This window comes from Kitasatospora sp. NPDC088742 (genome assembly GCF_055584905.1).
On sequence record NZ_JBVJLD010000012.1, the window covers coordinates 53,140 to 73,707 of the forward strand.

The following is a 20,568-nucleotide window of genomic DNA, read 5'->3' on the forward strand; positions in this document are numbered from 1 at the left end:
GGGCAGTGGGTCACAAGCCGCCTAGGATCGGGCCTTCCCAGACCGTACCGACCCGGGCCGAGGTCAGTGGGCGTAGGGGTCGTGGAGTGGGCGGGGTTCGCGTACGCCGCGGGTGATGGAGCCGGGCAGGTGGGGGCCGGCGGTGTAGTAGCGGCCCTGGGCCTCGCCGTGGGCGGTGAGCCAGCCGGCCTTCACCAACTCGCGGATGTCGCGCTGGGCCTGTTGCTCGCTCAGCTCCGCGTCGGCTTGGTACGTGGCGCGGCGCAGGCGGTTGCCCATGGCGGTGGGGTAGAGGGCGTAGAGCATTCGATCGGGCCAGCCGCGTTGCTCGACGGCTTCGTCGAGGGCTGACCAGACCTCTCGGGTGGTGTTGACCTGGCGTTCGACGGTCTGGGCCTGCTGGTGGTGGGCGCGCAGGCAGAAGCGGACCCAGGGACGGGTGTCCCGTTCGGGGGTCCAGACGGGGCCGCCGACCTCGGCGAGGATGTCGTAGTAGCGGTAGGTGTTGCGGGCGCGGCCGAGCCACTCCTCGATGCTGGAGAACTCGGGGGCCATGACGCCTTCGCGGGCCAGGACCAGCGTGTGCAGGGCACGCGACATCCGCCCGTTGCCGTCGGACCACGGGTGAATGGAGACGAGGTTCAGGTGGGCCATGGAGGCGCGCACGAGAGCGGGGGCCTCCAGATCGCCGCTGTTCAGCCAGGTCGTCAGCTCGGAGGTGAGCGCTGGGACTTCGTCGGCGCCGGGAGCGGTGTAGGCGGCGATGGTCGGGTCTTCGGCGGAGGTGACGTACACCGGGCCGGTGCGCCACCAGCCGGGCCGCTTGAGCAGGTGGTGACCTTGCATCATGAAGTGCAGTGCGTTGAGGAGTTCCTTGCTGTAGGCGAAGTCCTCGCCGGCGTCGGCCAGGCGCTGGATGTAGGTCATGGCCTGCCGGTAGCCCTCGATCTCGGCGGTGACGGCCTGGCTCGCGTCGACTGGGGTCTCGCCGACCATGATGTCCTCGACGTCGGGGACGGTGGCGGCGTATCCCTCGATGGTGTTCGAGCCGGCGATGGCCCGCGCGGTCAGGTTGCGGCGCAGTTGGCCCTCCCACCGGCGAGGGGAGCGCAGGTGCAGCCGCAGGCGGCCGCGCATCTCGTCGATCTCCGACAGGACCCGCAGGTCGGCCTCTTCCAGGACGGGCAGCGCATACAGCATGACGCAATGACACCATTGACACGTCATCCGATCAAGCGGGCGCTCCGGGCCGGGCACCACCCGGCTCCAACTCGCTGTGACGAGTTCGAACTCGGCCGCTGGATGGGTAGTCGCTCCCCATCGAGGACGGTCGAGATCTGCCCTTTTGTCATAGCTGTGGTGAGCGCGACGCTTGAGTATGGACATCCCTGCGCATCCAAGCCGACCGCCAAGAGTCCCCTCCACGAGGGCGGGGAGATGGGTCGGCGAAGCCCAGCCATCTTGGGCTGGCCGTGACGGCGATGCTGCACCGGCTCAGGTTCAGGCATGGGCTGCGTTCCTGGACACGGCGGTCCGGAACGGACTCGACCCGGCTCTGGTCACACAGTGGCTGACGCTCCTGGCCGATGCCACTGGGAGTCCGGTGCTTCCACGACTTGGGTCGATGTCGATCTCCGAGTACGTGGAGCTGCGTCTGCCAATGATCCTGGCCGGGCTGGAGAGCACCTCCCACGCGCCGTATCTCGCGGGCTGGCGGCTTCGGATAGAGCCTGACCTCGGCCACGTACCCGTCGACCTCGCCACCACCGGTGTGCTTCAGGACGTCACGTTCGCCTGGATCGCCGACGGATGCGGCCGTTCCACCATCAAGAACACGCTTGCGATGCTGTACCGCATCTTCGGCCAGGCGGTCATGGACGGGCTGATCCCGCATGCCCCGGCTCATGTCGTCGGATGGCAGAAGGCACTTCAGCAAGCGGAAGACGAACTCCTCGAGCCCCGGAGCCTGGCGCTGCGGGACTGGGATGCCCTCACTGAACTCGCCGGTGCCCTGGTCGAGGCGTCCTACGGCCGCTACGGGGGGTGGGGCGACGTCGTTGTCCACGCTACCTGCACCGCGAGCCGGATCGGAGAGGTCTCCGGCGTCCGCGCCGAGGACATCGACACCACCTCCTGGGTTCAGGCATGCCGCCATCAGACAACCCCTGCGCCGGGCGGTCTCGTCGACAAGCTGCCGAAGGGTGGTCGGACGCGGTACATACCGATCATCGAGCCGCTCCGGCCCCTGGTCCTCCGCCGCCTCCGCGCCGTCCGAGGCGACTCTCACGCCCGCCTCTACACCGGCCCCCGCGGAGGCAGGATCAGTACCGCCGTCCTGCGAGACGCCACCCACTGGGACGAGGTCATCCACGCACTCGGCTACGAACACCTACGTCGCCACGACCTACGGCACACCGGTCTGACCTGGATGGCAGATGCCGGGATCGACCCGCACGTCCTGCAGAAGATCGCCGGCCACCGGGACTACAGCACCACTCAGCGCTACCTTCACCCCGACCTCCGCGCCATCATCGAAGCCGGAGAGATGCTCACCCAGCACCTCGTGACACAGCTCCGCGAAGCCGGGCGGATCCCCCGCCGATGGTTACGTTGGGTGATCAGTATGAGGTCGGAGCCTCGGCAGTCCGCCGGACTCCTGAGCAAAGGCCAAGTGACGATTCGTCAGGGAGCGCGTGCTCGGCGGGAGTTGGGCTGTCGGGTCGTCAGAAGTCGGTCAAGGGGTTCAGGCGAGACCGCGTCTTCGAAATCTGTCGAAGATGGCATCTTGCGCGAAGGATTCCAAGGGGAAGCATCGGATTCCCAGGCGATTCCGAAAGTGACCCACTTGACCCGATGTCTGATATGTGTCGATTTTCCATGTCCGAAAACCGCCAAAGGCGGCTTTCCTGTTTCCAGGAAAACCGCCTCTGACCTGCGACGTTACCGTCGGGACGACAGGATTTGAACCTGCGACCCCTTGACCCCCAGTCAAGTGCGCTACCAAGCTGCGCCACGTCCCGTGGTCCGAATGCCTCGGCCTTGCGGCTTCGGCTCTCCGACCTTGCCCCCGGTGTCCCGGCGACGTGGAAAACAATACAGCACTGCGAGGGGTGCTCGCTGCCAGGTTTCCGGGCCCGGGGGTGGTGGCGCCGTGCAGGTCAGGGGGCGGGGTGGCGGGCGTCGTAGTGGAGGAAGGCGGGGCGGCGGGCGGCGAGGAGGAGGATGGCGGCGACGCAGGCGAGGCCGCCGATGAGGAGGGCGGTGGTGGGGGAGGTGAGGGTGGCGGTGGTGCCGGCGAAGAAGTCGCCGAGGCGGGGGCCGCCGGCCACGACGACGATGAAGACGCCCTGGAGGCGGCCGCGCATGTCGTCGGGGGCGCCCACCTGGAGGATGGTGTTGCGGAAGATCATGCTGACGGAGTCGGCGCAGCCGGCCACGCCGAGGGCGAGCAGGCCGAGCCAGAGTTGGCTGGAGAGGCCGAAGACGGCTATGGCGAGGCCCCAGGCGGCGACGCCGGCGACGATGGCGGTGCCGTGGCGGTGGACCCGGGAGATCCAGCCGGAGAAGAGGGCGCCGGCCAGGGCGCCGACGGCCGGGGCGGACATCAGCAGGCCGACGGTGCCGGGGCCGCCGTGGTAGACGGTGAGGGCGATGGCGGGGAAGAGGGCGCGGGGCGAGGCGAGCAGCATCGCTATCAGGTCGGCGACGAAGCTGGTGCGCAGGTTGGGGCGGCTGCGCAGGAAGCGGAGACCGTCGAGGACCGAGGCCCGCTTTCGAGTGGTGGAGGCGGAGCCGTCACCCGGCAGCATCGCCGGCAGCCGCCACATCGCGTACAGGATGCCGCTGAAGGCGACCGTGTCGATCAGGTACGCGGCCTGCACGCCGGAGGCGCCGATCAGCAGGCCGCCGATCATCGGGCCGACGGTGGTGCCGAGGTTCATGCTCATGCTGCCGAGGGCGTTGGCGGCCGGGAGCTGATGGGGCGGCACCAGACGGGGGATCATGGCCGAGCGGGCGGGGGTGCTGAGCGCGAAGAAGCCGGCCTGCACCGCGACCATGGCGTAGAGCAGCGGTACCGAGCGCAGGTCGAGCAGGGCCTGGACGGCGAGCACGGCCGAGGTGACGGCGAGTCCGGCGGAGCCGAGGAGCCCGAGCAGGCGGCGGTCCACGGTGTCGGCGACGGCACCGCCGAAGAGGCCGAGGACGACCAGCGGGACGAGCGAGAAGAGGCCCACCAGCCCGGTGGCGAAGCTCGATTCGGTGAGGCGGTACACCTGCACCGAGACGGCGACCGCGGTCATCTGCTGGCCGACGGCGGAGACCACCTGGCCGGTCCAGACCCGGCGGTAGTCGGGATGGTCGCGCAGCGGGCTGAGGTCGGCCAGGGCGAGCCGCCGCAGCCGCTGCCACCGCCCGGAGGGGCTGGGAGCGACGGGAGCGACGGGAGCGATAGGCGGAGCGCCGGGACCGGACGGTTCGTCAGGCGGCGGCGGGACGGACTGCGAGGAGGTGGGATGCGTCGACACGCGCCTCATCCTCACCCACCCCGCAGCCCGTGGACGAACGATTTCCGTCACGGTGACGCGGCCCCTGCAGCAGACCGCGAAACTCCTGCTACTTCGTCAGAACCTGCTTCTCGCCCGCCTCGACCACCAGCGGCAGCCGGTTCCCCGGCGGCGGGAACGGGCAGATGAAGTGGTCGGCGAAGGCGCACGGCGGCAGGTAGGCCCGGTTGAGGTCGAGCACGGTGCGGCCCTCCGCGTCCGGCGCGGGCAGGGTGACGAAGCGGAAGCGGTAGCTCTCCCGGCCGCTGCCCGCGTCCGCGATCACGCCGCTGAGCTGGTCGCCGGAGCGGCCGACGGTGAGGGTGTGCGGCTCGCCGGCCAGCTGGAAGGTGATCTGCCCGGCGGTGGCGAGCGGGCGCTCGCGGCCGTCCGCGTTCTCCACCAGGACGTCCTCGTCCTGCTCGAACGGGGTGAAGACGGCGGCCACCGCCCAGTCCGGTGAGTACGGGAACGCGGAGATCCCGGCGAAGGAGAGCCGGCCCTCCGACTGCGGGTCGAACACCCGCAGGGCGAGCTCGCCCTCGCGCTCGATCGGCACCAGCAGCACCTCACCGAGCGTCAGCAGGTCGGCGCCGGGGGAGGTGTCGGGGGTGAGGCGGCGGGTGCCGTCGACCGGCCCGCCCCCAGCCCCCTCGACGGCCAGGCCGTCGGCGGCGGCCGCCTCGACGTGCACCGCCCCGTCCGCGGCCCACCAGCGGCCCGGCAGGCCGGGCACCTCGGCGGGCTCGGGCTCCAGCCAGTGGGTGCCGGTGAGGGCGAGGGCGCCGTGCGGGGCGCTGACGCTCGTGGTGCGGCGCTCCGTCCAGTGCTTCCACTCCTGGGCGGCGGTGTCGGTCATGTCGGCTTCCTCCCTCGGGTCGCCGGGCCCGGCCCGCGGGGCGGGCGGAGCACCGGGTACGGCTCGTGCTCGTGCTCACGTTCGTTCTCAAGGTCGAACGCGAACCGTACCCAGGGTCTTCCACTCGTGCGTGATCGACACGATCCCGCAACGGGGCGGCACGCCCCGCAACACGACGAAACGTCAGGCCTTGCGGCTCGCCAGCGGGCGGAACAGGCCCTCCTGCATCACCGACACCACCAGCTGCCCGCTCCGGTCGTAGATCTGACCCCGCGCCAGGCCGCGCGCGCCGTGCGCGATCGGGGACTCCTGCTGGTACAGCAGCCACTCGTCGGCGCGGAACGGCCGGTGGAACCACATCGCGTGGTCCAGCGAGGCCATGTCGAAGTTCCGCACGCCCCAGAGCGGCTCGACCGGGGCCCGGACGGCGTCCAGCAGGGTCATGTCGCTGGCGTAGGTGAGCGCGCAGACGTGGATCAGCGGGTCGTCCGGCAGCGAGCCGTTGGTCTTCAGCCAGACCCCGCTGCGCGGCTCGACCCCGACCAGCTCCTCCTGGGTCCAGCGCAGCCGGTCCACGTACCGGATGTCGAAGGGCTGGCGGCGGCTGATGAACGGGGGCAGCTCGCCCAGCCGCTGCCCGACCTCGTCCAGCGCGCTCGGCAGCTCCTCCGGCCCGGGCACGGCCGGCATCGTCTCCTGGTGCTCGATCCCGCCCTCCTCGGGCACGTGGAAGTCGGCGGTCAGGGCGAAGATGCTGCGGCCCTGCTGGATGCCGAGCACCCGGCGGGTGGTGAACGAGCGGCCGTCGCGGATCCGGTCCACCTGGTAGACGATCGGCACCCCGGGCACGCCGGGGCGCAGGAAGTAGGCGTGCAGCGAGTGCACGGGGCGGTCGCCGTCCACCGTGCGCCCCGCCGCCACCAGCGCCTGGCCCGCCACCTGGCCGCCGAAGGTCCGCTGCAGGGCCTCCTCCGGGCTGCGCCCCCGGAATATGTTGAGCTCGATCTGCTCCAGGTCGAGCAGGTCCACCAGCTGGTCGACGGGGGTGCCCATGGGTCACCAGTCCTCTCTCGCCCGGCCCGTCTCGTACCCGCCCGGCCCGGAACTCCGTACGTTCTACCGAGAAGTCTGCACACCCACCGGGCATTCCCGCCCACCCGGTGTCAGCTCCGGTGGCCGGGAGGGGTCGGCAAGGGCCGTGAGGGGAGGGGAGGGGAGGGGAGGGGAGGGGAGGGGAGGGGAGGGGAGGGGAGGAGGCCGCCCTTCCTAGAGTTCGTCCTCGTAGGGGTCGCTGTGCACCCGTCGGCCGAAGAAGGCGTCGTCCTGCTGCGCGCTCGGCACCTCCCACCGGCCCGGCCAGGGGTTGGGCTCCCGGCCTTCCCGTATCGCCCGGCGGGCGGCCCGGGTGTTGCGGTACCGGAGCGGGATCACGGTCATGGGCAGGTCCTCGCCCGTCGCGCCCGACCAGGCCCGGGCCGGCCGTAGCAGGGCCCGGGGCCCGGGGCCCGTCCTGATCCACTGGTCGAGCGAGCACTCGACGTCGCCGTAGGGGTGCGTGATCAGGACCATGATGTCGGCGTACTCGCTACGCCCCGCGCTGGAGTCCGGCACGGAAGGAACCTAGCGGAGCCGGCCCGCCGCGGGACAGTGGCGCGCGACGACGCACCCGTCCGGCGCGAGTCACGGGCACAGTCACGGGCACGGGCACGGGGTCACCTGTCCAGCCGGTACTCCTCCCGGTCGGCGGTGTAGGTGAAGAGTTCGGCGTAGCGGCCCCAGCCGGTGGCGGTGGCCAGTTGGCGATCGGTCTGGTCGCGGGTGTAGTGGTGGGCGAGCAGGTCGCGGAAGAAGCCGGCCCGTAGCGTGCCGTCGGGGGACTGGCGCAGGCTGGCGGCGATCAGGCGGATCAGTGGGACGGTGAGGGCGGCCGTGGCGAAGAGGGCCTTGGAGTCCTGGACGGAGGCGGCGGCGAAGTCGGTGCCGTGCTCGGTGAGGCGCAGCTCGTCGCCGTCCAGGGAGGCGAAGCCGAGCAGGTCGAGGGCGTCGACCAGGGGGAGCAGGTCGTCGGCCTCCAGGCCGAGGTCGTCGGCGAGGTCGGCCAGGTCGCGGCGGCCGCCCGCGTGGGCGACGAGTTCGGCGAGCCCGGAGAGGCCGTCCACGCCGGCGGCCGGGAGCGGGGTGTTGGCGGTGGTGCGCGGCGCCGGCCCCGAGGGGGCGGCGCCGCGGCCGGTGAGGGTGCGGTAGATCTGGTCGACGAGGGACTGGAAGGCGGGGGAGGTGCGGTTGCGGGAGCGGCCGGGGCCGAGCTCGGCGCCGGGCTCGAAGACGGCGCGGACGGTGCCGTAGGGGCGGGAGCCGAGGACCACGACCCGGTCGGCCATCAGGACGGCCTCCTCGATGTTGTGGGTGACCAGGACCATCGCCCGGGTGGGGAAGGTGCCGGACTCCCAGAGCTCCATCAGTTCGCCGCGCAGGTTCTCGGCGGTGAGCACGTCCAGTGCGGAGAACGGCTCGTCCATCATCAGCACGTCCGGCTCGACCACCAACGCCCGTGCGAAGCCGACCCGTTGGCGCATGCCGCCGGAGAGCTCCTTGGGGTAGGCGGCCTCGAAGCCGTCCAGGCCGACCAGGTCGATGGCCCGCCGGGCGGCCTCGGCCCGCTCCGCGGCGGCCAGGCCCCGTGCCTCCAGGCCGAGTTCGACGTTCTGCCGGACCGTCAGCCAGGGCAGCAGGGCGAAGGTCTGGAACACCATCGCCGTCCCGGGGTTGGCGCCGTTGAGCGGGGTGCCCCGGTAGTGGACGCTGCCGGAACTGGGGGCGATCAGCCCGGCCAGGCAGCGCAGCAGGGTGGACTTGCCCGAGCCGGAGCGGCCGAGCAGGGCGACCACCTCGCCGGCCCGGATCTCCAGGTCGATCCCGCCGAGGACCGGCAGCTCGCCGTCGGCTCCGGCATAGGTCTTGGTCAACTCGACCGTCTCCAACAGGAGTTCACCGAAGGAGGCGGGGGTGGGCAGGGCCGTGGGCCGGCGCGGGCGCACCAGGTTGAGGTTCATCGGAAGCTCCTGACAGAAGGATTCAGAGGGCGTAGCGGACCCGGGCGAGCCGGTGCAGCGGCTGCCAGACCACGCGGTTGAGCACGATCACGTACAGGCTCATCACGGCGACCCCGGCCAGCAGTCGCGGGAAGTCCCCGGCCGAGGTGGCCCGCGCGATGTACGCGCCGAGGCCGGTCGCGGTGAGGGTGGTGGCGCCGAAGGTGACGACCTCGGAGACGATCGAGGCGTTCCAGGCGCCGCCCGAGGCGGTGATGCCGCCGGTGACGTAGGAGGGGAAGACGGCCGGGAGGATCAGCCGCCGCCAGCGCTGGACGCGGCGGACGCCCAGGTCGTCCATCGCCTCGCGCAGGTCGGCGGGGATGGCCATCGCCCCGGCGATGGTGTTGAAGAGGATGTACCACTGGGCGCCGAGCGCCATCAGCAGCACGCCGCCGACGTCCAGCGAGAGACCGGTCCTGAGGAAGAACCAGACCGCCAGCGGGAAGAGGAAGTTGGCGGGGAAGGAGGCGAGCACCTGGACCACCGGCTGGGCGATCCGGGTGAGCCGGGGCGAGCTGCCGATCCACACGCCGACCGGCACCCAGACCGCCGTCGCGGCCAGGACCAGCACCACCACCCGTGCCAGGGTGGCCAGTCCGAGCAGCAGCGGTTCGCCGAGGACGCTCAGCCCGGTGCGCTGGTGCAGGTAGTTCCCGAGGTCGTACAGGCCCCAGGCGATCAGGCCGCCGGTGACCACCGCGAAGACCGCGTCGCCGGCCCGGCGGCGGGCGGGGGCCACCCGCAGCGGCCGGTCGTCGACGCCGAACACCCGCCCGGCCCGGGAGCAGAGCTGCCCTGCCGGACGGAGCCAACGCCCGAGCAGAGCAGGCCAGTTGGAGCGGCGCAGCAGTTCCAGGACGGCCGAGCGCTGTGGCTCGCCGGTGCTGCCCGACTGCTCGTTCTTGAAGCGCTCCGCCCAGGCGGTGAGCGGGCGCCAGAAGAGGAAGTTCACCCCGGTCACCATCACGGCCATCGCGAGCACCGCCCAGCCGACCTTGCCCAGGTCGCCGTCGGCGATCGCCGCCCCGGCGTAGGAGCCGACGCCCGGCAGGGCGTAGTTCTGGCCGCCGACGGCGATCATCTCGGAGGCGACCAGGAAGAACCAGCCGCCGCCGAAGCTCATCATGCCGTTCCAGATCAGGTCGATCGTCCCGGAGGGCAGCTCGACCTTCCAGAACCGCATCCACCGGGTAAAGCCGAACGACCGTGACAGCTCGTCGAGTTCACGTGGCAGCGAGGTCAGCGAGCGGTGGAACGCGAAGGTCATGTTCCAGGCCTGCGAGGTGAAGACGGCGAACACGGCCGCGCACTCCGGGCCGAGCATCGAGCCGGGGAAGAGCGCGAGGAAGCCGGTCACCGCCACGGTCAGGAAGCCGAGCACCGGGACCGACTGGAGGATGTCCAGGGCCGGGACGAGCACCTTGCCGAGGCGACGGCTGCGCGCGGCGGCGTAGGCGAAGACGAAGGTGAAGACCACGGCGGCGGCCAGCGCGGCGAACATCCGCAGCAGGCTGCGGGCCGCGTAGTACGGGAGCCGGGCCGGATCGGTGTCGATGCCGAGCTTCTCGCCCGGGGTGAAGGAGACGGTGGTGCCGTGGCCCACGCGCAGCGCGGCGTAGAACAGCAGCAGGACGCCGGCGGCCACCGTCAGATCGGTCAGCGAGAAGCGGTGGCGGGCAAGGGCATGCGGATGGGGGGTGCGGAACGACATGACGGACGACCTCCGCCCGCACCGGGGCATGCGCCGGCGAGAGCCGGGCGCGGCGGTGCGGGGTGCTACGAGAAACGATCAGTGAGCAGCGGGGAGGGAGCCGGGACTGGGCGGTTCGGTACGCATGGCTGCCTCCCCTCGGGATCGTTCGTGTGCATGGCGCGGCGTGAAGCCCGCGCCGGTCGTCCCGTCGAGTCTGCCCCGGGCCCACCCGGATGGGCAAACGGCTTGTCCGCCCGGGCGTGGCGCAGCACCAGGATCGGCGCAGCACCGGGACCGGCGCAGCAGCGGGAGCGGCGACCGGGCGCTCAGTGCCGCGAGGACCCCAAGGCCCGGGAGACCCGCTGGGCGGTGGCCGCCACCGCCGGGCCGAGGACGCGCACCCGGGCGGCGGTCACCCGCGAGGTCAGCCCGGAGACCGAGAGCGCCCCGGCGACGGTGTCGGTGTGGTCGAAGACGGGGGCGGCCACGCACCGCACCTCGGGCTCGTTCTCCCGGTCGTCCACCGCGTAGCCGCGAGCCCTGATCCGCGCCAACTCGGCGCGCAGGGCAGCGGGTTCGGTGAGCGTGCGGGTGGTGCTCGGCGGCAGTCCGGCCGCCACCACGGCCGCGAAGGCCTCCTCCGGGAGCCAGGCCAGCATCGCCTTGCCGACGGCCGTGCGGTACATCGGGGCGCGGCTGCCGATCCGGGAGGCCATCCGGACGGCGGTCTCGTTCTCCACCTTGTCGATGTAGACCACGTGCGGCGGGTCCGGCACGCACAGGTGCACGGTGCCGCCGACCTCGTGCATCAGCCGGTGCGCCTGCTCGGCGGCGACGGTGCGCAGGTCCAGCCCGGAGAGGTAGGACTGACCGAGCATCAGGGCGCCGGGGCCCAGCCGGAAGTGGCCCGACTCACGTTCACGGCTGAGCAGTTGGGAGTCGAGCAGCGGTTCGGCCAGCCGCAGGACGGTGCTCTTGGAGAGGCCCAGCGCCTCCGCCACAGCGGTCAGCGAGAGCCCGGTGGAGCCGCCCGCGTGGTCCCGGACGTGCTCCAGCACCGCGAGCGCCCGGCGCAGCGAGGCGGACTGGTTCCGCTGCGTGACCTCCACCGGCCCTCCTCAGGCACCCCAAGAATCCCCCAAGAACGACCCATGAACGGACCGTCGAATTCATCGGACCGTACGCCAAGGATCTCGGCCGTGCCAGGTTCGCGGCACACAGTTTTGCACTGCACAACATTCACCGGGGCGTCTTGCCGCCGTACCGGGCGGCTTCCTACCGTCACCGCTCACCTGCCCTACCACCTCCCGAGGAGGTTCCGTGAAGCTGTCCCGTCTCGTCCTGTTCGCCGCTGCCGGTGCCGTGTTGGCCGCCTGCGCACCGGGCACCGCCTCCAGCACCAAGTCGGCCGACCAGCGGACCGGCACCCTGAAGGTCTGGCTCTACGACGAGGCCAACCGGGCCCCGAAGGAGAAGGTGGTGGCCGCCGCGGTGGCCGACTTCAAGGCCGCCCACCCCGGCGCCGAGGTGGAGGTGGCCTACATCCCGACCGACGCCGGTCCGCGCGCCGAGAAGATGAAGGGCGCCTTCAACGACCCGGCCAGCGCGCCGGACGTGGTGGAGTTCGGCAACACCGACCTGTTCGGCTACGTGGCGGCGGGCGGTCTGGCCGACCTGACCTCGGAGCTGGCCGGCTGGTCCGAGGGCGGTGACCTGCCGGCCGATCTGCGGGACACCGCCGTGGTCGACGGCAAGACCTACGGCCTGCCCTGGTGGCTGGGCGTGCGGGCGCTGTACTACCGCACCGACGTCTTCACCGAGCTGGGCCTGAAGGCACCCACCAGCTACGCCGAACTCGCCGAGGCCGCAACGAAGGTGAGGGCCGCCAAGCCCGAGCTGCTGGGCATCGCGGTCGGCGGCAGGTACACCTTCGGCGCGCTGCCCTTCCTCTGGGCGGGCGGTGGCGACCTGGCGGCCAAGCCGGGCGCCAAGTACGCGGCCGCGGTGAACTCCGAGGCCTCGAAGGCCGGCGTTAAGGCGTACACCGACCTGTTCTCCGACGCGATCTGTCCGGCCCAGCGCTGCGCCGACCTGACCGGCGGCAAGACGGTGGAGGCCTTCGCCTCCGGCAGCGCGGGCATGGCGATCCTGCCCAACTCCTCGCGCGGCGCGGTGGAGGCCGGCGCGGCCAAGGGCAGGTACGCGGTGGTGCCGCTGCCCGGCCGGACGGCCGGATCGATCGCCCCGGCGTTCTCCGGCGGCAACGACCTGGGCGTCCTCAAGTCGACCCAACACCGCACGCTGGCAGCGGACTTCCTCAAGACCCTGGGCGGCAGGAAGCACCAGCTCGCGCTCTTCGACGCGATGGGCACGCTGCCGACGCTGACCGGCGCCCGCGCCGAGGTGGTGGCCAAGGAGCCCTGGCTCAAGCCCTTCACCGACACCATCGCGGCGGGCACCAAGTTCGTGCCCAAGGACCAGGCCTGGGCGAAGATCGACGCCCAGGCGGTGGTGCCGACCATGCTGCAGAAGGTGATCACCGGCAAGGCGGACGTCGCCACCGCCACCACCGAGGCCGCCACCGCGATGAACGCCGCCTTCGATGGCAAGTGAGGCCCTGACCGCCGCGCCGCCCGCACAGCCCGCGAAGTCGCCAACGACGGGCAGGCGCAGGCGAGTTCTCACCCCGCTCTGGCTGCTGCTGCCCGCCGTTCTGGTGCTGGTCCCGCTGTTCGGCTATCCGCTCTACCAGCTCGGCCTGCTCTCGGTGCTGGACTTCGGCCAGCCGCAGGCCAGCGGCGGAGTGCCGGCCGCGTTCGTCGGGCTGGCCAACTACACCGAGCTGCTCGGCACGTCGCAGTTCTGGGAGGTGCTGGCGCAGACCCTGGTCTTCGCGGGCGGCTGCGTGGTCGCCACCCTCGCGGTGGGCGGCGCGCTGGCGGTGCTGCTGACCAGGGTCGGCCGGCGCTCGAAGCTGTTCCTGATGTTCGCCGCCCTGGGCGCCTGGGCCGCCCCGGCGATGACCGGCTCCACCGTCTGGCTCTTCCTGCTGGACACCAACTCCGGTCTGGTGAACGAGATCCTGGGCACCACCGGCCACAACTGGATGTACGACAAGTGGCCCGCCTTCGCGGTGGTCGGCGCGGTGGTGGTCTGGCACTCCTTCCCGTTCGTGATGATCACCCTCTACGCGGGCATCCAGGCCATCCCGGACTCGGTGCTGGAGGCGGCCCGCCTCGACGGCGCCTCCACCTTCACCACCGCCCGGCTGGTGATGCTGCCGATGCTCCGGCCGCTGCTGGTGATCGTGGTGATCCAGTCGGTGATCTGGGACTTCAAGGTCTTCACCCAGATCTACGTGATGACCAGCGGCGGCGGCATCGCCGGCCAGAACCTGGTGCTCAACGTCTACGCCTACCAGGAGGCCTTCGCGGCCTCCGACTACAGCCTGGGCGCGGCGATCGGCGTGCTGATGACGCTGATCCTGCTGGCGGTCACCGCGCTCTACATCCGCGCCCTGCGGCGCTCCGGGGAGGAACTGTGAGGACGCGGAACGGATCCCGGAGGCTCGCCAACTCCCTTGCGGTGCTGGCCGGTCTGGTCACCGTCTTCCCGCTCTACTGGATGGTGCTGTCCGCCCTCAAGCCGGACGGCGAGCTCACCTCGGCCCACCCCAGGCCGTGGACCTGGGCGCCGACCCTGGACAACTTCCGGGACGCGCTCGGGGTGAGCGGCTTCGGCCGGTACTTCCTGAACAGCCTGCTGGTGGCCGTGGTCGTGGTGGTGCTCTCGGCCGGGGTGGCCTTCCTGGCGGCGGTGGCGCTGAGCCGGTTCAGGTTCCGCTTCCGCACCACCGTGCTGGTGATGTTCCTGGTGGCGCAGATGGTGCCGATCGAGGCGCTGACCATCCCGCTGTTCTTCCTGATCCGCGATCTCGGCACGGTGGCACCGGGGTTGGGCCTGTCCACGCTCGGCTCGCTGATGCTGGTGAACCTGGCCTTCTCGCTGCCGTTCGCGGTCTGGATGCTGCGCGGCTTCGTGGCGGCGGTGCCGGAGTCGCTGGAGGAGGCGGCCCGCCTCGACGGGGCGAGCCGGTTCACCATCCTCTGGCGGATCCTCTTCCCGCTGGTGGCACCGGGGTTGGCTGCCACCTCGGTGTTCTCCTTCATCATGGCCTGGAACGACTTCGTGTTCGCCCGGACGCTGATCCTGGACACCGACCACCAGACCCTGCCGGCCGCGCTGATGGTCTTCTTCAAGCCGGACGAGAACGACTGGGGCGGCATCATGGCGGCCTCCACCCTGATGACCCTGCCGGTGCTGGCCTTCTTCGTCCTGGTGCAGCGTCACCTGGTCTCGGGGCTCGGAGGCGCGGTCAAGGACTGAGCCCCCGTCAGCCCGGTCGGCCCCGGTCAGCCCACCCCGCGCGGCCGGTACTGGATCGAGATCCGGGGCCCGGCCGGCCGCGCGGTCTTGGGCACCGCGTGGTCCCAGGTCCGCTGGCAGGAGCCGCCCATCACCAGCAGGTCCCCGTGGCCCAGCAGGTGGCGCACCGTCGGCCCGCCGCCCCCGACCGGCCGCAGCAGCAGGGCGCGCGGTTCGCCGACCGAGACGATCGCCACCATCGTGTCGGCGGACCGCCCGCGCCCGTACCGGTCGCCGTGCCAGGCCACGCTGTCCCCGCCGTCCCGGTAGAGGCAGAGCCCGGCCGAGACGAACTCCTCGCCGAGCTCCTCCCGGTAGTGCGCGTTGAGCGCGTCCCGCATCCGCGCCAGCACCGGATCGGGCAGCTCGGCGCCCTCCCCGTACGAGGCCAGCAGCCGGGGCACCGCGACCACCCGTTCGTACATCTCCCGCCGCTCGGCCCGCCAGGGCACCCCGCCGGCCAGCCGTTCGAACACCGCGTCCGCACCGCTCAGCCAGCCCGGCAGCACGTCCACCCAGGCGCCGTGCGCCAGCTCGGTGCGCCGGATGCCGGCGAGCGGGCCGGGCGCCGGGAGGTCGGCGCTGAGCAGTGATCCCTGGAAGTGCATGACCCCAGCGTACGCCCAGGTTCGAAAAAGTGTTCTATTCAGTGCGGCCGTGCGGCGAAGGAGGCCGGGAGGGGGTTGGGTGCGCCCGCCCGCACCGCCCCGCTCCCGGCCGCCGCACCCGTGCCCGTCCCCGGAGTCACGGAAAGGCCTCCCGGGGACGTACCGGGAGTGAGCCAATCACGCCGGAGCGGGGGAGGTGGTGCGACGCACCGTGGCTGGACGAATCGGGGTGAAATGGACGCACGAGAACGGGGTCTGACGGCCCGTCCGGGTGCGCACTAGGGTGACGGGATGACCCGGAAGAGCGTGGAGTTGCGGCCGGTGCGGGAGAGCGACCTGCCGGTGCTGGAGCGGTTCTCGACCGAGCCCGAGACGGTCGGCGAGTACCAGTGGCTGGGCTGGGAGGACCCGGGCCGCTGGCGCCGCCAGTGGCAGGAGAACGGCATGCTCGGCGAGAAGCACGGCCTGCTGATGATCCAGGGCGACGGCGACCCGGCCGGGTTCGTCTCCTGGCGCGAGGTCATCTGCTGGCGCGGCTCGTTCTGCTGGAACACCGGGATCTCGCTGGTCCCCGAGGCCCGCGGGCGCGGCTACGGCGCACCGGCCATGCGGCAGCTGGTCCGGCACCTCTTCTCGCACACCCAGATGGTCCGGGTGGAGGCCGCCACCGAGGTCGCCAACGTCCCGGCCCAGCGGGTGCTGGAGCGGGCCGGCTTCACCCGCGAGGGCGTGCTCCGCAGCGTCGCCTTCCGCAGCGGCCAGTGGTGGGACGGCGTCGGCTACAGCGTGCTCCGCGGCGACGAGAGCTGGCGCTCCGACACCTACTGACGCGGGCTCGGCCTGCTGACGCCGGCTCAGCCCCTCACTCCGCCTCGTTGTACCGGGCCAGGTAGCCCGCCAGGCGGGTGAGGTCGGTGTCCTCCCAGTCGGTGAAGCGGGCCAGGAAGGCGAGCCGCCGGCGTTCGGTGGCCTCGCCGACGGCCTGCTCGCCGACCGGGGTGAGGCGCAGCAACTGGCCCCGGTGGTCCTCGGGGTCGGCCTCCCGGGCGATGAAGCCGAGCTTCTCCAGCGAGCCGACCTGGCGGCTGACGGTCGACTTGTCGAGCATGAAGTACGCGGCCAGGTCGGCGCCCCGGACCGGTCCGCGCTCGGCCATCAGGTCGAGCATGCTGAACGCCACCAGGCTGAGCTGCGGATGCAGCTCGGCGGCGCGGCTGCGGGCCCGCCGGGCGAAGGCCGTCAGCTCGCGCTGGATGGTGTGGATCGCCTCGTCCCGGGCCCGGCTCGCGGTCTCCTCGCTCATGGTTGTAGAGTACATCCATTCGCTTCAGTTGTACTTACCAACTATCCAGTTTCCCGGAAGGTCGCCCCACCATGGCCGCCGCTGCCGCCGCCCGCCCCGCCCCGGACACCAGGACCGCCCTGCGCCACGTCCTGACCCACCTGCTCACCCCGCTGCTGATGTGCCTCGGCATGGCCCTCGCCTACCAGGGCGCCTTCCACCAGCCCACCCCGCACCACCTCCCGGTGGCGGTGGTCGGCACCACCCCGCAGGCCCACGCCCTGGCCGACGGCATCGCCGCCAAGGCCGGGGACGCCCTGGAGGTCTCGGTCCTGCCCGACCGGGCCGCCGCCGAGCGGCAGCTGATGGACCGTGACCTGGCCGGTGCCTTCCTTCCGGACCAGGCACATCCCCAACTCCTGGTCGCCACCGGCAACTCGGACACCTCCGCGATGGCCGCCGAGAAGGTCTTCCAGACCGTCACCCATGCCCAGGGCGTCCCGCTCACCCTCACCGAGCTCACCCCGATGGCGGCCGGAGACCCGACCAACCAGGGCATCTTCTTCCTGATGGTCGCCCTCAGCATCGGCTCCTACGGCTCCGTCGCCGTGATCGGCGCGGCCGGCGGGGCACTGAGCATGCGCCTGCGGGCCCTGCTCGGCCTCGGCACCTCCCTGGCCGTCAGCCTGATCGGCGCCGTCACCGCCGGGCCGGTCTTCCACGCCGTCGACCACGACCTGGCGGCCGTCTGGGCGATGAGCTGGCTCTACTCGGCCGGCGTGGTGGCGATCGGCACCGGTTTGCACACCTTCCTCAAGCGCTGGACCACCCTCGCCCTGATGGTCCTCTTCGTGATGCTCAACTTCACCAGCTCCGGCGGCGTCTACCGCCCCGAGCTGCTGAACGGCTTCTTCGGCACCCTGCACTCCTTCTGGACCGGCGCCGGCTTCGTCGAGGGGGTCCGCTCCCTCCTCTACTTCCACGGCGAGGCGGGCTTCGCAGGCCACCTCCTCACCCTCGCCGCCTGGCTCGCCCTCGGCCTGCTCACCCTCCTCGCCGCCCACCTCCGCGAACGCCGGCTCGCGACCCGCACCCTTGAACTCACCTCGGCCGAGGAGGAGATGGAGGAGGCCGTCGCCGTCTGACCGGACCGACGGAGGCGAATCCCGTGCGGTTCGCCATGCGGACGGCCGGGGCGGGAGGTGAGCCCCGGAGCTAAGCTGCCGCGCATGTCGCAGCCCGTCAGACTCGTCATCCACATCACCACCCGCCAGGGCCGGGGCCCGGACCAGGTCGCCGCGTTCGAGCGCCTGGCCCCCGTGGTCCGGGAAGAGGAGGGATGTCTCCAATACGACCTGCACGCGGTCGAGGGAGAACCGGAGCGCTTCGTGCTGCTGGAGCTCTGGGCCTCCGAGGAGGCCCTCGCCGCCCACGACGCCACCCCGCACATGGTCGAGGCCGACGCGGCCAGCCCCGCCTTCCGGGCCAGCCCAGCAGAGGTGATCCGCCTGGCCGCCGCCCCGCTGGCCTGAACCACCGTCCTCAGGAGGCGAGTTCGGGCGCCCGGTCCGCGTACGGGTTCCTCGGGGCCGGCACCGCCGTCACGCTCACCACGTCCAGGTGCGGCACGGGGGACCGGGCGTCCACCGCCCCGGCCCGCCACCTCCCGGTGACCTGTACCCAGCTGTCGGCCGCCGGCGCGGAGGCGGCGCCGTGCACCGCCACCCGGAGCGGACGGGCGTCCGCCGCACAGCAGTTGACGGTCAGCCGGTTGAGGTGCCAGTCCGCACCACCACCGCCCCGGCTGACGAACCCGGTCAGCACCACCTGCCGGCCCTCCAACCCGGCGGTGTCGTGCAGGCTGCGCCCGATGAACTCGCGCATCGACATCGGGGTCAACGGCCCGCTCCGCAGTGCCTGGTAGTCGGCCCGCTCGACGGCGGCCGCCGCCCCGTCCCGGGAGGCGGTGTACGAGCCGAGCGCGGGCGGAGCGAAGAACAGCAGCGCCAGTGCCGGAGCCCCGAGCAGGAAGGCCACCCGAGGCCCGGCCCCGTGTCCGTGCCCGTGCCCGTCGTCCTCGGTGTGGACCGCATGCGGCTCGACGCGGTACGAACCGTCCTCCCCCCGACGGTGGTTGAGTACCGGCTGCCGCAGCCGGGCCCGGGTCTCCCGGACCAGTCCGACCGCGCCGAGCAGCACCAGCACGGCGCCGGTGGCGATCACCATCGGCCGCAGCCCCTCCTTCACGTACCGCAGGTACACCTCGCTGCCGACGGTGATCCGCAGCAGGGCCGCGCCGAGCAGCACCAGTAGCGCGGGGTGCATCAGCTTCTTCACAGGACCACGGCTCCGATCAGAACGCTCACCAGTACGGCCACCACGAAGGTGGTCCCGGTGAAACGGACGGCGAAGGCCCGACCGAAGGAGCCGGACTGCAGGGCGATCAGCTTGAGGTCCACCATCGGGCCGACCACCATGAAGGCCAGCCGGGCGGTGGGTGAGAAGCCGGTCAGTGAGGCGGCCACGAAGGCGTCCGCCTCCGAGCAGACCGAGAGCAGCACGGCGAGCAGCGCCAGCAGCACCACACCCAGCCACGGCGAGTCGGTGAACAGCGCCAACACCCCCGGCGGGACAGCCACGTTGAAGCTCGCGGCGGCCATCGCGCCGACCACCAGGAAGCCGCCCGCGTGCAGGAAGTCGTGCTGCATGCCGCGCCGGAACTCCTCCCAGCGCGAGCCCCCGTGGGAGTGCCCGCCCGGCGGCTTCGGCAGCCGTAGCCACTCCTCCCGGCCGAACCGGACCCAGAGCCAGCCCATCGTCACCGCCGTGGCCAGCGAGGCGGCCAGCCGGGCCGCGACCATCCCGGGCTGCCCGGGGAAGGCGATCGCGGTGGAGACCAGCACCACCGGATTGACGGCCGGCGCCGCGAGCAGGAAGGTCAGCGCGGCCGCCGGGGTGACGCCCCGTCGGATCAGGCTCCCGGCGACGGGCACCGAGGCGCACTCGCACCCGGGCAGCACCACCCCCGCCACCCCGGCCACCGGCACCGCGAGCGACGGCCGTTTCGGCAGCGCCCTGGCGAACAGCGACGGCGGCACGAAGGCCCCGATCGCGGCCGAGACCACGGTGCCCAGCAGCAGGAACGGCATGCCCTGCACCACGATCGCGACCAACAACGTCCGCCAGGCCTGCACGACCTCGGCCTCGGCGAGCCCGAGCACCCCGGTCGCGGCCAGCACCACCGCGGCCAGTCCGAGCAGCGGCAACGCGGCGCCGCGCGGCCGGTCCTCGGTCAGTGGTTCGGAGGCCCGTGGTTCGGCCTGCTGTGCAGTCGTCAATGTCCGCCCCTGCCGTGGAGGCTGCTCGTGGCAGCACGAGTACCGCCCGGTCGTGGTCCGCCCGGTCGGTGGCCGCTCACACTAGGGGATGACAACCATCTTCATCTAGACCCCGGCTCCTGCCAGCTTCCAGGGGCGCCCGGCGTCCTGGTGGAGCGGGATCTCGAAGTGCACGGTGGACACGCCGGGCCCGTGCTCGCCGGTGGTGCGTGCGTCGCAGACCTCCACCGCCAGGCTGCGCCAGAACGCCTCGGCCCCCGGGACGTCCACGTTGGTGTGCAGGTAGAGGTGCTGGTACCCGCCGTCGGCGACCGCGAACTCGGTGGCCATCAGCACCAGTTGGCGCGCCAGGCCGTGCCGCCGGTGCTCGGCCCGGACGTAGACCCGGACCAGCTGGGCGGTGAGCCCGGACGGGTAGCGCTCGGCGAGCCAGGCCGGGTGCGGCGGGTGGGCCGGGCCGCGTGAGTGCAGTGCGGTGGTGCCGACCACCTCGCCGTCCGGGGTGACGGCCACGAAGAGCGCGTGCCGGGGGTGGTCGAGGTAGGTCGGGCCCAGGTCGATCACGTCCTGGTGCCAGCAGGGCACGTAGCCGTAGCCGAACTCGCGGTAGAAGGTGTCGAGGATCAGCGCGCGGGCGCCCGACAGGTCCTCGGGGCGCGCCGGGCGTACCTCGTACGGGTGCTGACGGATCATCGGTCCGCTCCTCAGGGGTTTGTCGGGTGTG

20 protein-coding genes and 1 tRNA gene are annotated in these 20,568 nt (G+C 71.9%); 7 read left to right on the forward strand and 14 right to left on the reverse strand.

Annotated features, from left to right (window positions below; genetic code table 11):
• Positions 1-63: 63 nt before the first annotated feature.
• Positions 64-1,200, reverse strand: coding sequence for a Fic family protein (locus ACZ6ZR_RS12610; RefSeq protein WP_465642073.1), 1,137 nt, complete (start codon positions 1,198-1,200; stop codon positions 64-66).
• A 424-nt stretch (positions 1,201-1,624) separates the two neighbouring features.
• Between ACZ6ZR_RS12610 and ACZ6ZR_RS12615 the strand changes: the two genes are divergently transcribed.
• Positions 1,625-2,965: a site-specific integrase gene (locus tag ACZ6ZR_RS12615; RefSeq protein ID WP_465642074.1), complete on the forward strand. Its 1,341-nt coding sequence runs from the start codon at positions 1,625-1,627 to the stop codon at positions 2,963-2,965.
• On the opposite strand, the gene ACZ6ZR_RS12620 is transcribed toward ACZ6ZR_RS12615, so the two are convergent.
• The 8 genes from ACZ6ZR_RS12620 to ACZ6ZR_RS12655 all read right to left on the reverse strand — a co-directional run bounded on the left by ACZ6ZR_RS12620 (position 2,947) and on the right by ACZ6ZR_RS12655 (position 11,300).
• Positions 2,947-3,020: transfer RNA gene (locus ACZ6ZR_RS12620), tRNA-Pro, on the reverse strand. The genes ACZ6ZR_RS12615 and ACZ6ZR_RS12620 overlap by 19 nt on opposite strands.
• Positions 3,021-3,158: 138 nt before the next feature.
• Positions 3,159-4,535: an MFS transporter gene (locus tag ACZ6ZR_RS12625; RefSeq protein ID WP_465642075.1), complete on the reverse strand. Its 1,377-nt coding sequence runs from the start codon at positions 4,533-4,535 to the stop codon at positions 3,159-3,161.
• A gap of 79 nt (positions 4,536-4,614) precedes the next feature.
• A complete protein-coding gene (locus tag ACZ6ZR_RS12630; RefSeq protein ID WP_465642076.1) occupies positions 4,615-5,403 on the reverse strand; it encodes a DUF1684 domain-containing protein in 789 nt (262 codons plus the stop codon).
• 183 nt (positions 5,404-5,586) lie between these two features.
• On the reverse strand, positions 5,587-6,456 hold the full coding sequence (locus tag ACZ6ZR_RS12635) for an acyl-CoA thioesterase (RefSeq protein ID WP_465642077.1): 870 nt from the start codon (positions 6,454-6,456) through the stop codon (positions 5,587-5,589).
• Between the two features lie 213 nt (positions 6,457-6,669).
• Positions 6,670-7,014: a hypothetical protein gene (locus ACZ6ZR_RS12640; protein ID WP_465642078.1), complete on the reverse strand. Its 345-nt coding sequence runs from the start codon at positions 7,012-7,014 to the stop codon at positions 6,670-6,672.
• 101 nt (positions 7,015-7,115) lie between these two features.
• Positions 7,116-8,456 (reverse strand): ABC transporter ATP-binding protein, encoded by a 1,341-nt coding sequence (locus ACZ6ZR_RS12645; protein ID WP_465642079.1) that lies wholly within the window; start codon positions 8,454-8,456, stop codon positions 7,116-7,118.
• A gap of 22 nt (positions 8,457-8,478) precedes the next feature.
• A complete protein-coding gene (locus ACZ6ZR_RS12650) occupies positions 8,479-10,209 on the reverse strand; it encodes an ABC transporter permease (RefSeq protein ID WP_465642080.1) in 1,731 nt (576 codons plus the stop codon).
• A 308-nt stretch (positions 10,210-10,517) separates the two neighbouring features.
• Positions 10,518-11,300: an IclR family transcriptional regulator gene (locus ACZ6ZR_RS12655; protein WP_465642081.1), complete on the reverse strand. Its 783-nt coding sequence runs from the start codon at positions 11,298-11,300 to the stop codon at positions 10,518-10,520.
• A gap of 211 nt (positions 11,301-11,511) precedes the next feature.
• Between ACZ6ZR_RS12655 and ACZ6ZR_RS12660 the strand changes: the two genes are divergently transcribed.
• From ACZ6ZR_RS12660 to ACZ6ZR_RS12670, 3 genes are read left to right on the forward strand one after another with little or no spacing between them, the layout of a single operon-like run.
• Entirely contained in the window at positions 11,512-12,804 is a 1,293-nt protein-coding gene (locus ACZ6ZR_RS12660; protein WP_465642082.1) for an extracellular solute-binding protein, read from the forward strand.
• A complete protein-coding gene (locus tag ACZ6ZR_RS12665) occupies positions 12,794-13,735 on the forward strand; it encodes a carbohydrate ABC transporter permease (protein WP_465642083.1) in 942 nt (313 codons plus the stop codon). The genes ACZ6ZR_RS12660 and ACZ6ZR_RS12665 overlap by 11 nt, the downstream gene beginning before the upstream one ends.
• Positions 13,732-14,577: a carbohydrate ABC transporter permease gene (locus ACZ6ZR_RS12670; RefSeq protein WP_465642084.1), complete on the forward strand. Its 846-nt coding sequence runs from the start codon at positions 13,732-13,734 to the stop codon at positions 14,575-14,577. The genes ACZ6ZR_RS12665 and ACZ6ZR_RS12670 overlap by 4 nt, the downstream gene beginning before the upstream one ends.
• Before the next feature lie 26 nt (positions 14,578-14,603).
• Here ACZ6ZR_RS12670 and ACZ6ZR_RS12675 read toward each other — a convergent pair whose 3' ends face one another.
• Positions 14,604-15,224, reverse strand: a complete 621-nt coding sequence (locus ACZ6ZR_RS12675; RefSeq protein ID WP_465642085.1) for an alpha-ketoglutarate-dependent dioxygenase AlkB — start codon at positions 15,222-15,224, stop codon at positions 14,604-14,606.
• A gap of 291 nt (positions 15,225-15,515) precedes the next feature.
• Here ACZ6ZR_RS12675 and ACZ6ZR_RS12680 point away from each other — a divergent pair, with 291 nt between their 5' ends.
• Positions 15,516-16,052 carry a GNAT family N-acetyltransferase gene (locus ACZ6ZR_RS12680; protein WP_465642086.1) on the forward strand — a complete coding sequence of 179 codons (537 nt, stop codon included), beginning with the start codon at positions 15,516-15,518 and terminating at the stop codon, positions 16,050-16,052.
• Between the two features lie 34 nt (positions 16,053-16,086).
• Here the strand turns inward: ACZ6ZR_RS12680 and ACZ6ZR_RS12685 are convergent, their stop codons facing one another.
• Entirely contained in the window at positions 16,087-16,527 is a 441-nt protein-coding gene (locus ACZ6ZR_RS12685; protein ID WP_465642087.1) for a MarR family winged helix-turn-helix transcriptional regulator, read from the reverse strand.
• 71 nt (positions 16,528-16,598) lie between these two features.
• Here ACZ6ZR_RS12685 and ACZ6ZR_RS12690 point away from each other — a divergent pair, with 71 nt between their 5' ends.
• A complete protein-coding gene (locus ACZ6ZR_RS12690; protein ID WP_465642088.1) occupies positions 16,599-17,651 on the forward strand; it encodes an ABC-2 transporter permease in 1,053 nt (350 codons plus the stop codon).
• An 84-nt stretch (positions 17,652-17,735) separates the two neighbouring features.
• Positions 17,736-18,038: a putative quinol monooxygenase gene (locus ACZ6ZR_RS12695; RefSeq protein ID WP_465642089.1), complete on the forward strand. Its 303-nt coding sequence runs from the start codon at positions 17,736-17,738 to the stop codon at positions 18,036-18,038.
• 10 nt (positions 18,039-18,048) lie between these two features.
• On the opposite strand, the gene ACZ6ZR_RS12700 is transcribed toward ACZ6ZR_RS12695, so the two are convergent.
• From ACZ6ZR_RS12700 to ACZ6ZR_RS12710, 3 genes are all read right to left on the reverse strand, one after another.
• Positions 18,049-18,843, reverse strand: coding sequence for a TIGR03943 family putative permease subunit (locus ACZ6ZR_RS12700; RefSeq protein ID WP_465642090.1), 795 nt, complete (start codon positions 18,841-18,843; stop codon positions 18,049-18,051).
• Complete coding sequence (locus tag ACZ6ZR_RS12705) at positions 18,840-19,844, reverse strand: permease (RefSeq protein WP_465642091.1); 1,005 nt, start codon at positions 19,842-19,844, stop codon at positions 18,840-18,842. The genes ACZ6ZR_RS12700 and ACZ6ZR_RS12705 overlap by 4 nt, the downstream gene beginning before the upstream one ends.
• A 105-nt stretch (positions 19,845-19,949) precedes the next feature.
• Entirely contained in the window at positions 19,950-20,537 is a 588-nt protein-coding gene (locus ACZ6ZR_RS12710; protein WP_465642092.1) for a GNAT family N-acetyltransferase, read from the reverse strand.
• Positions 20,538-20,568 lie beyond the last annotated feature (31 nt).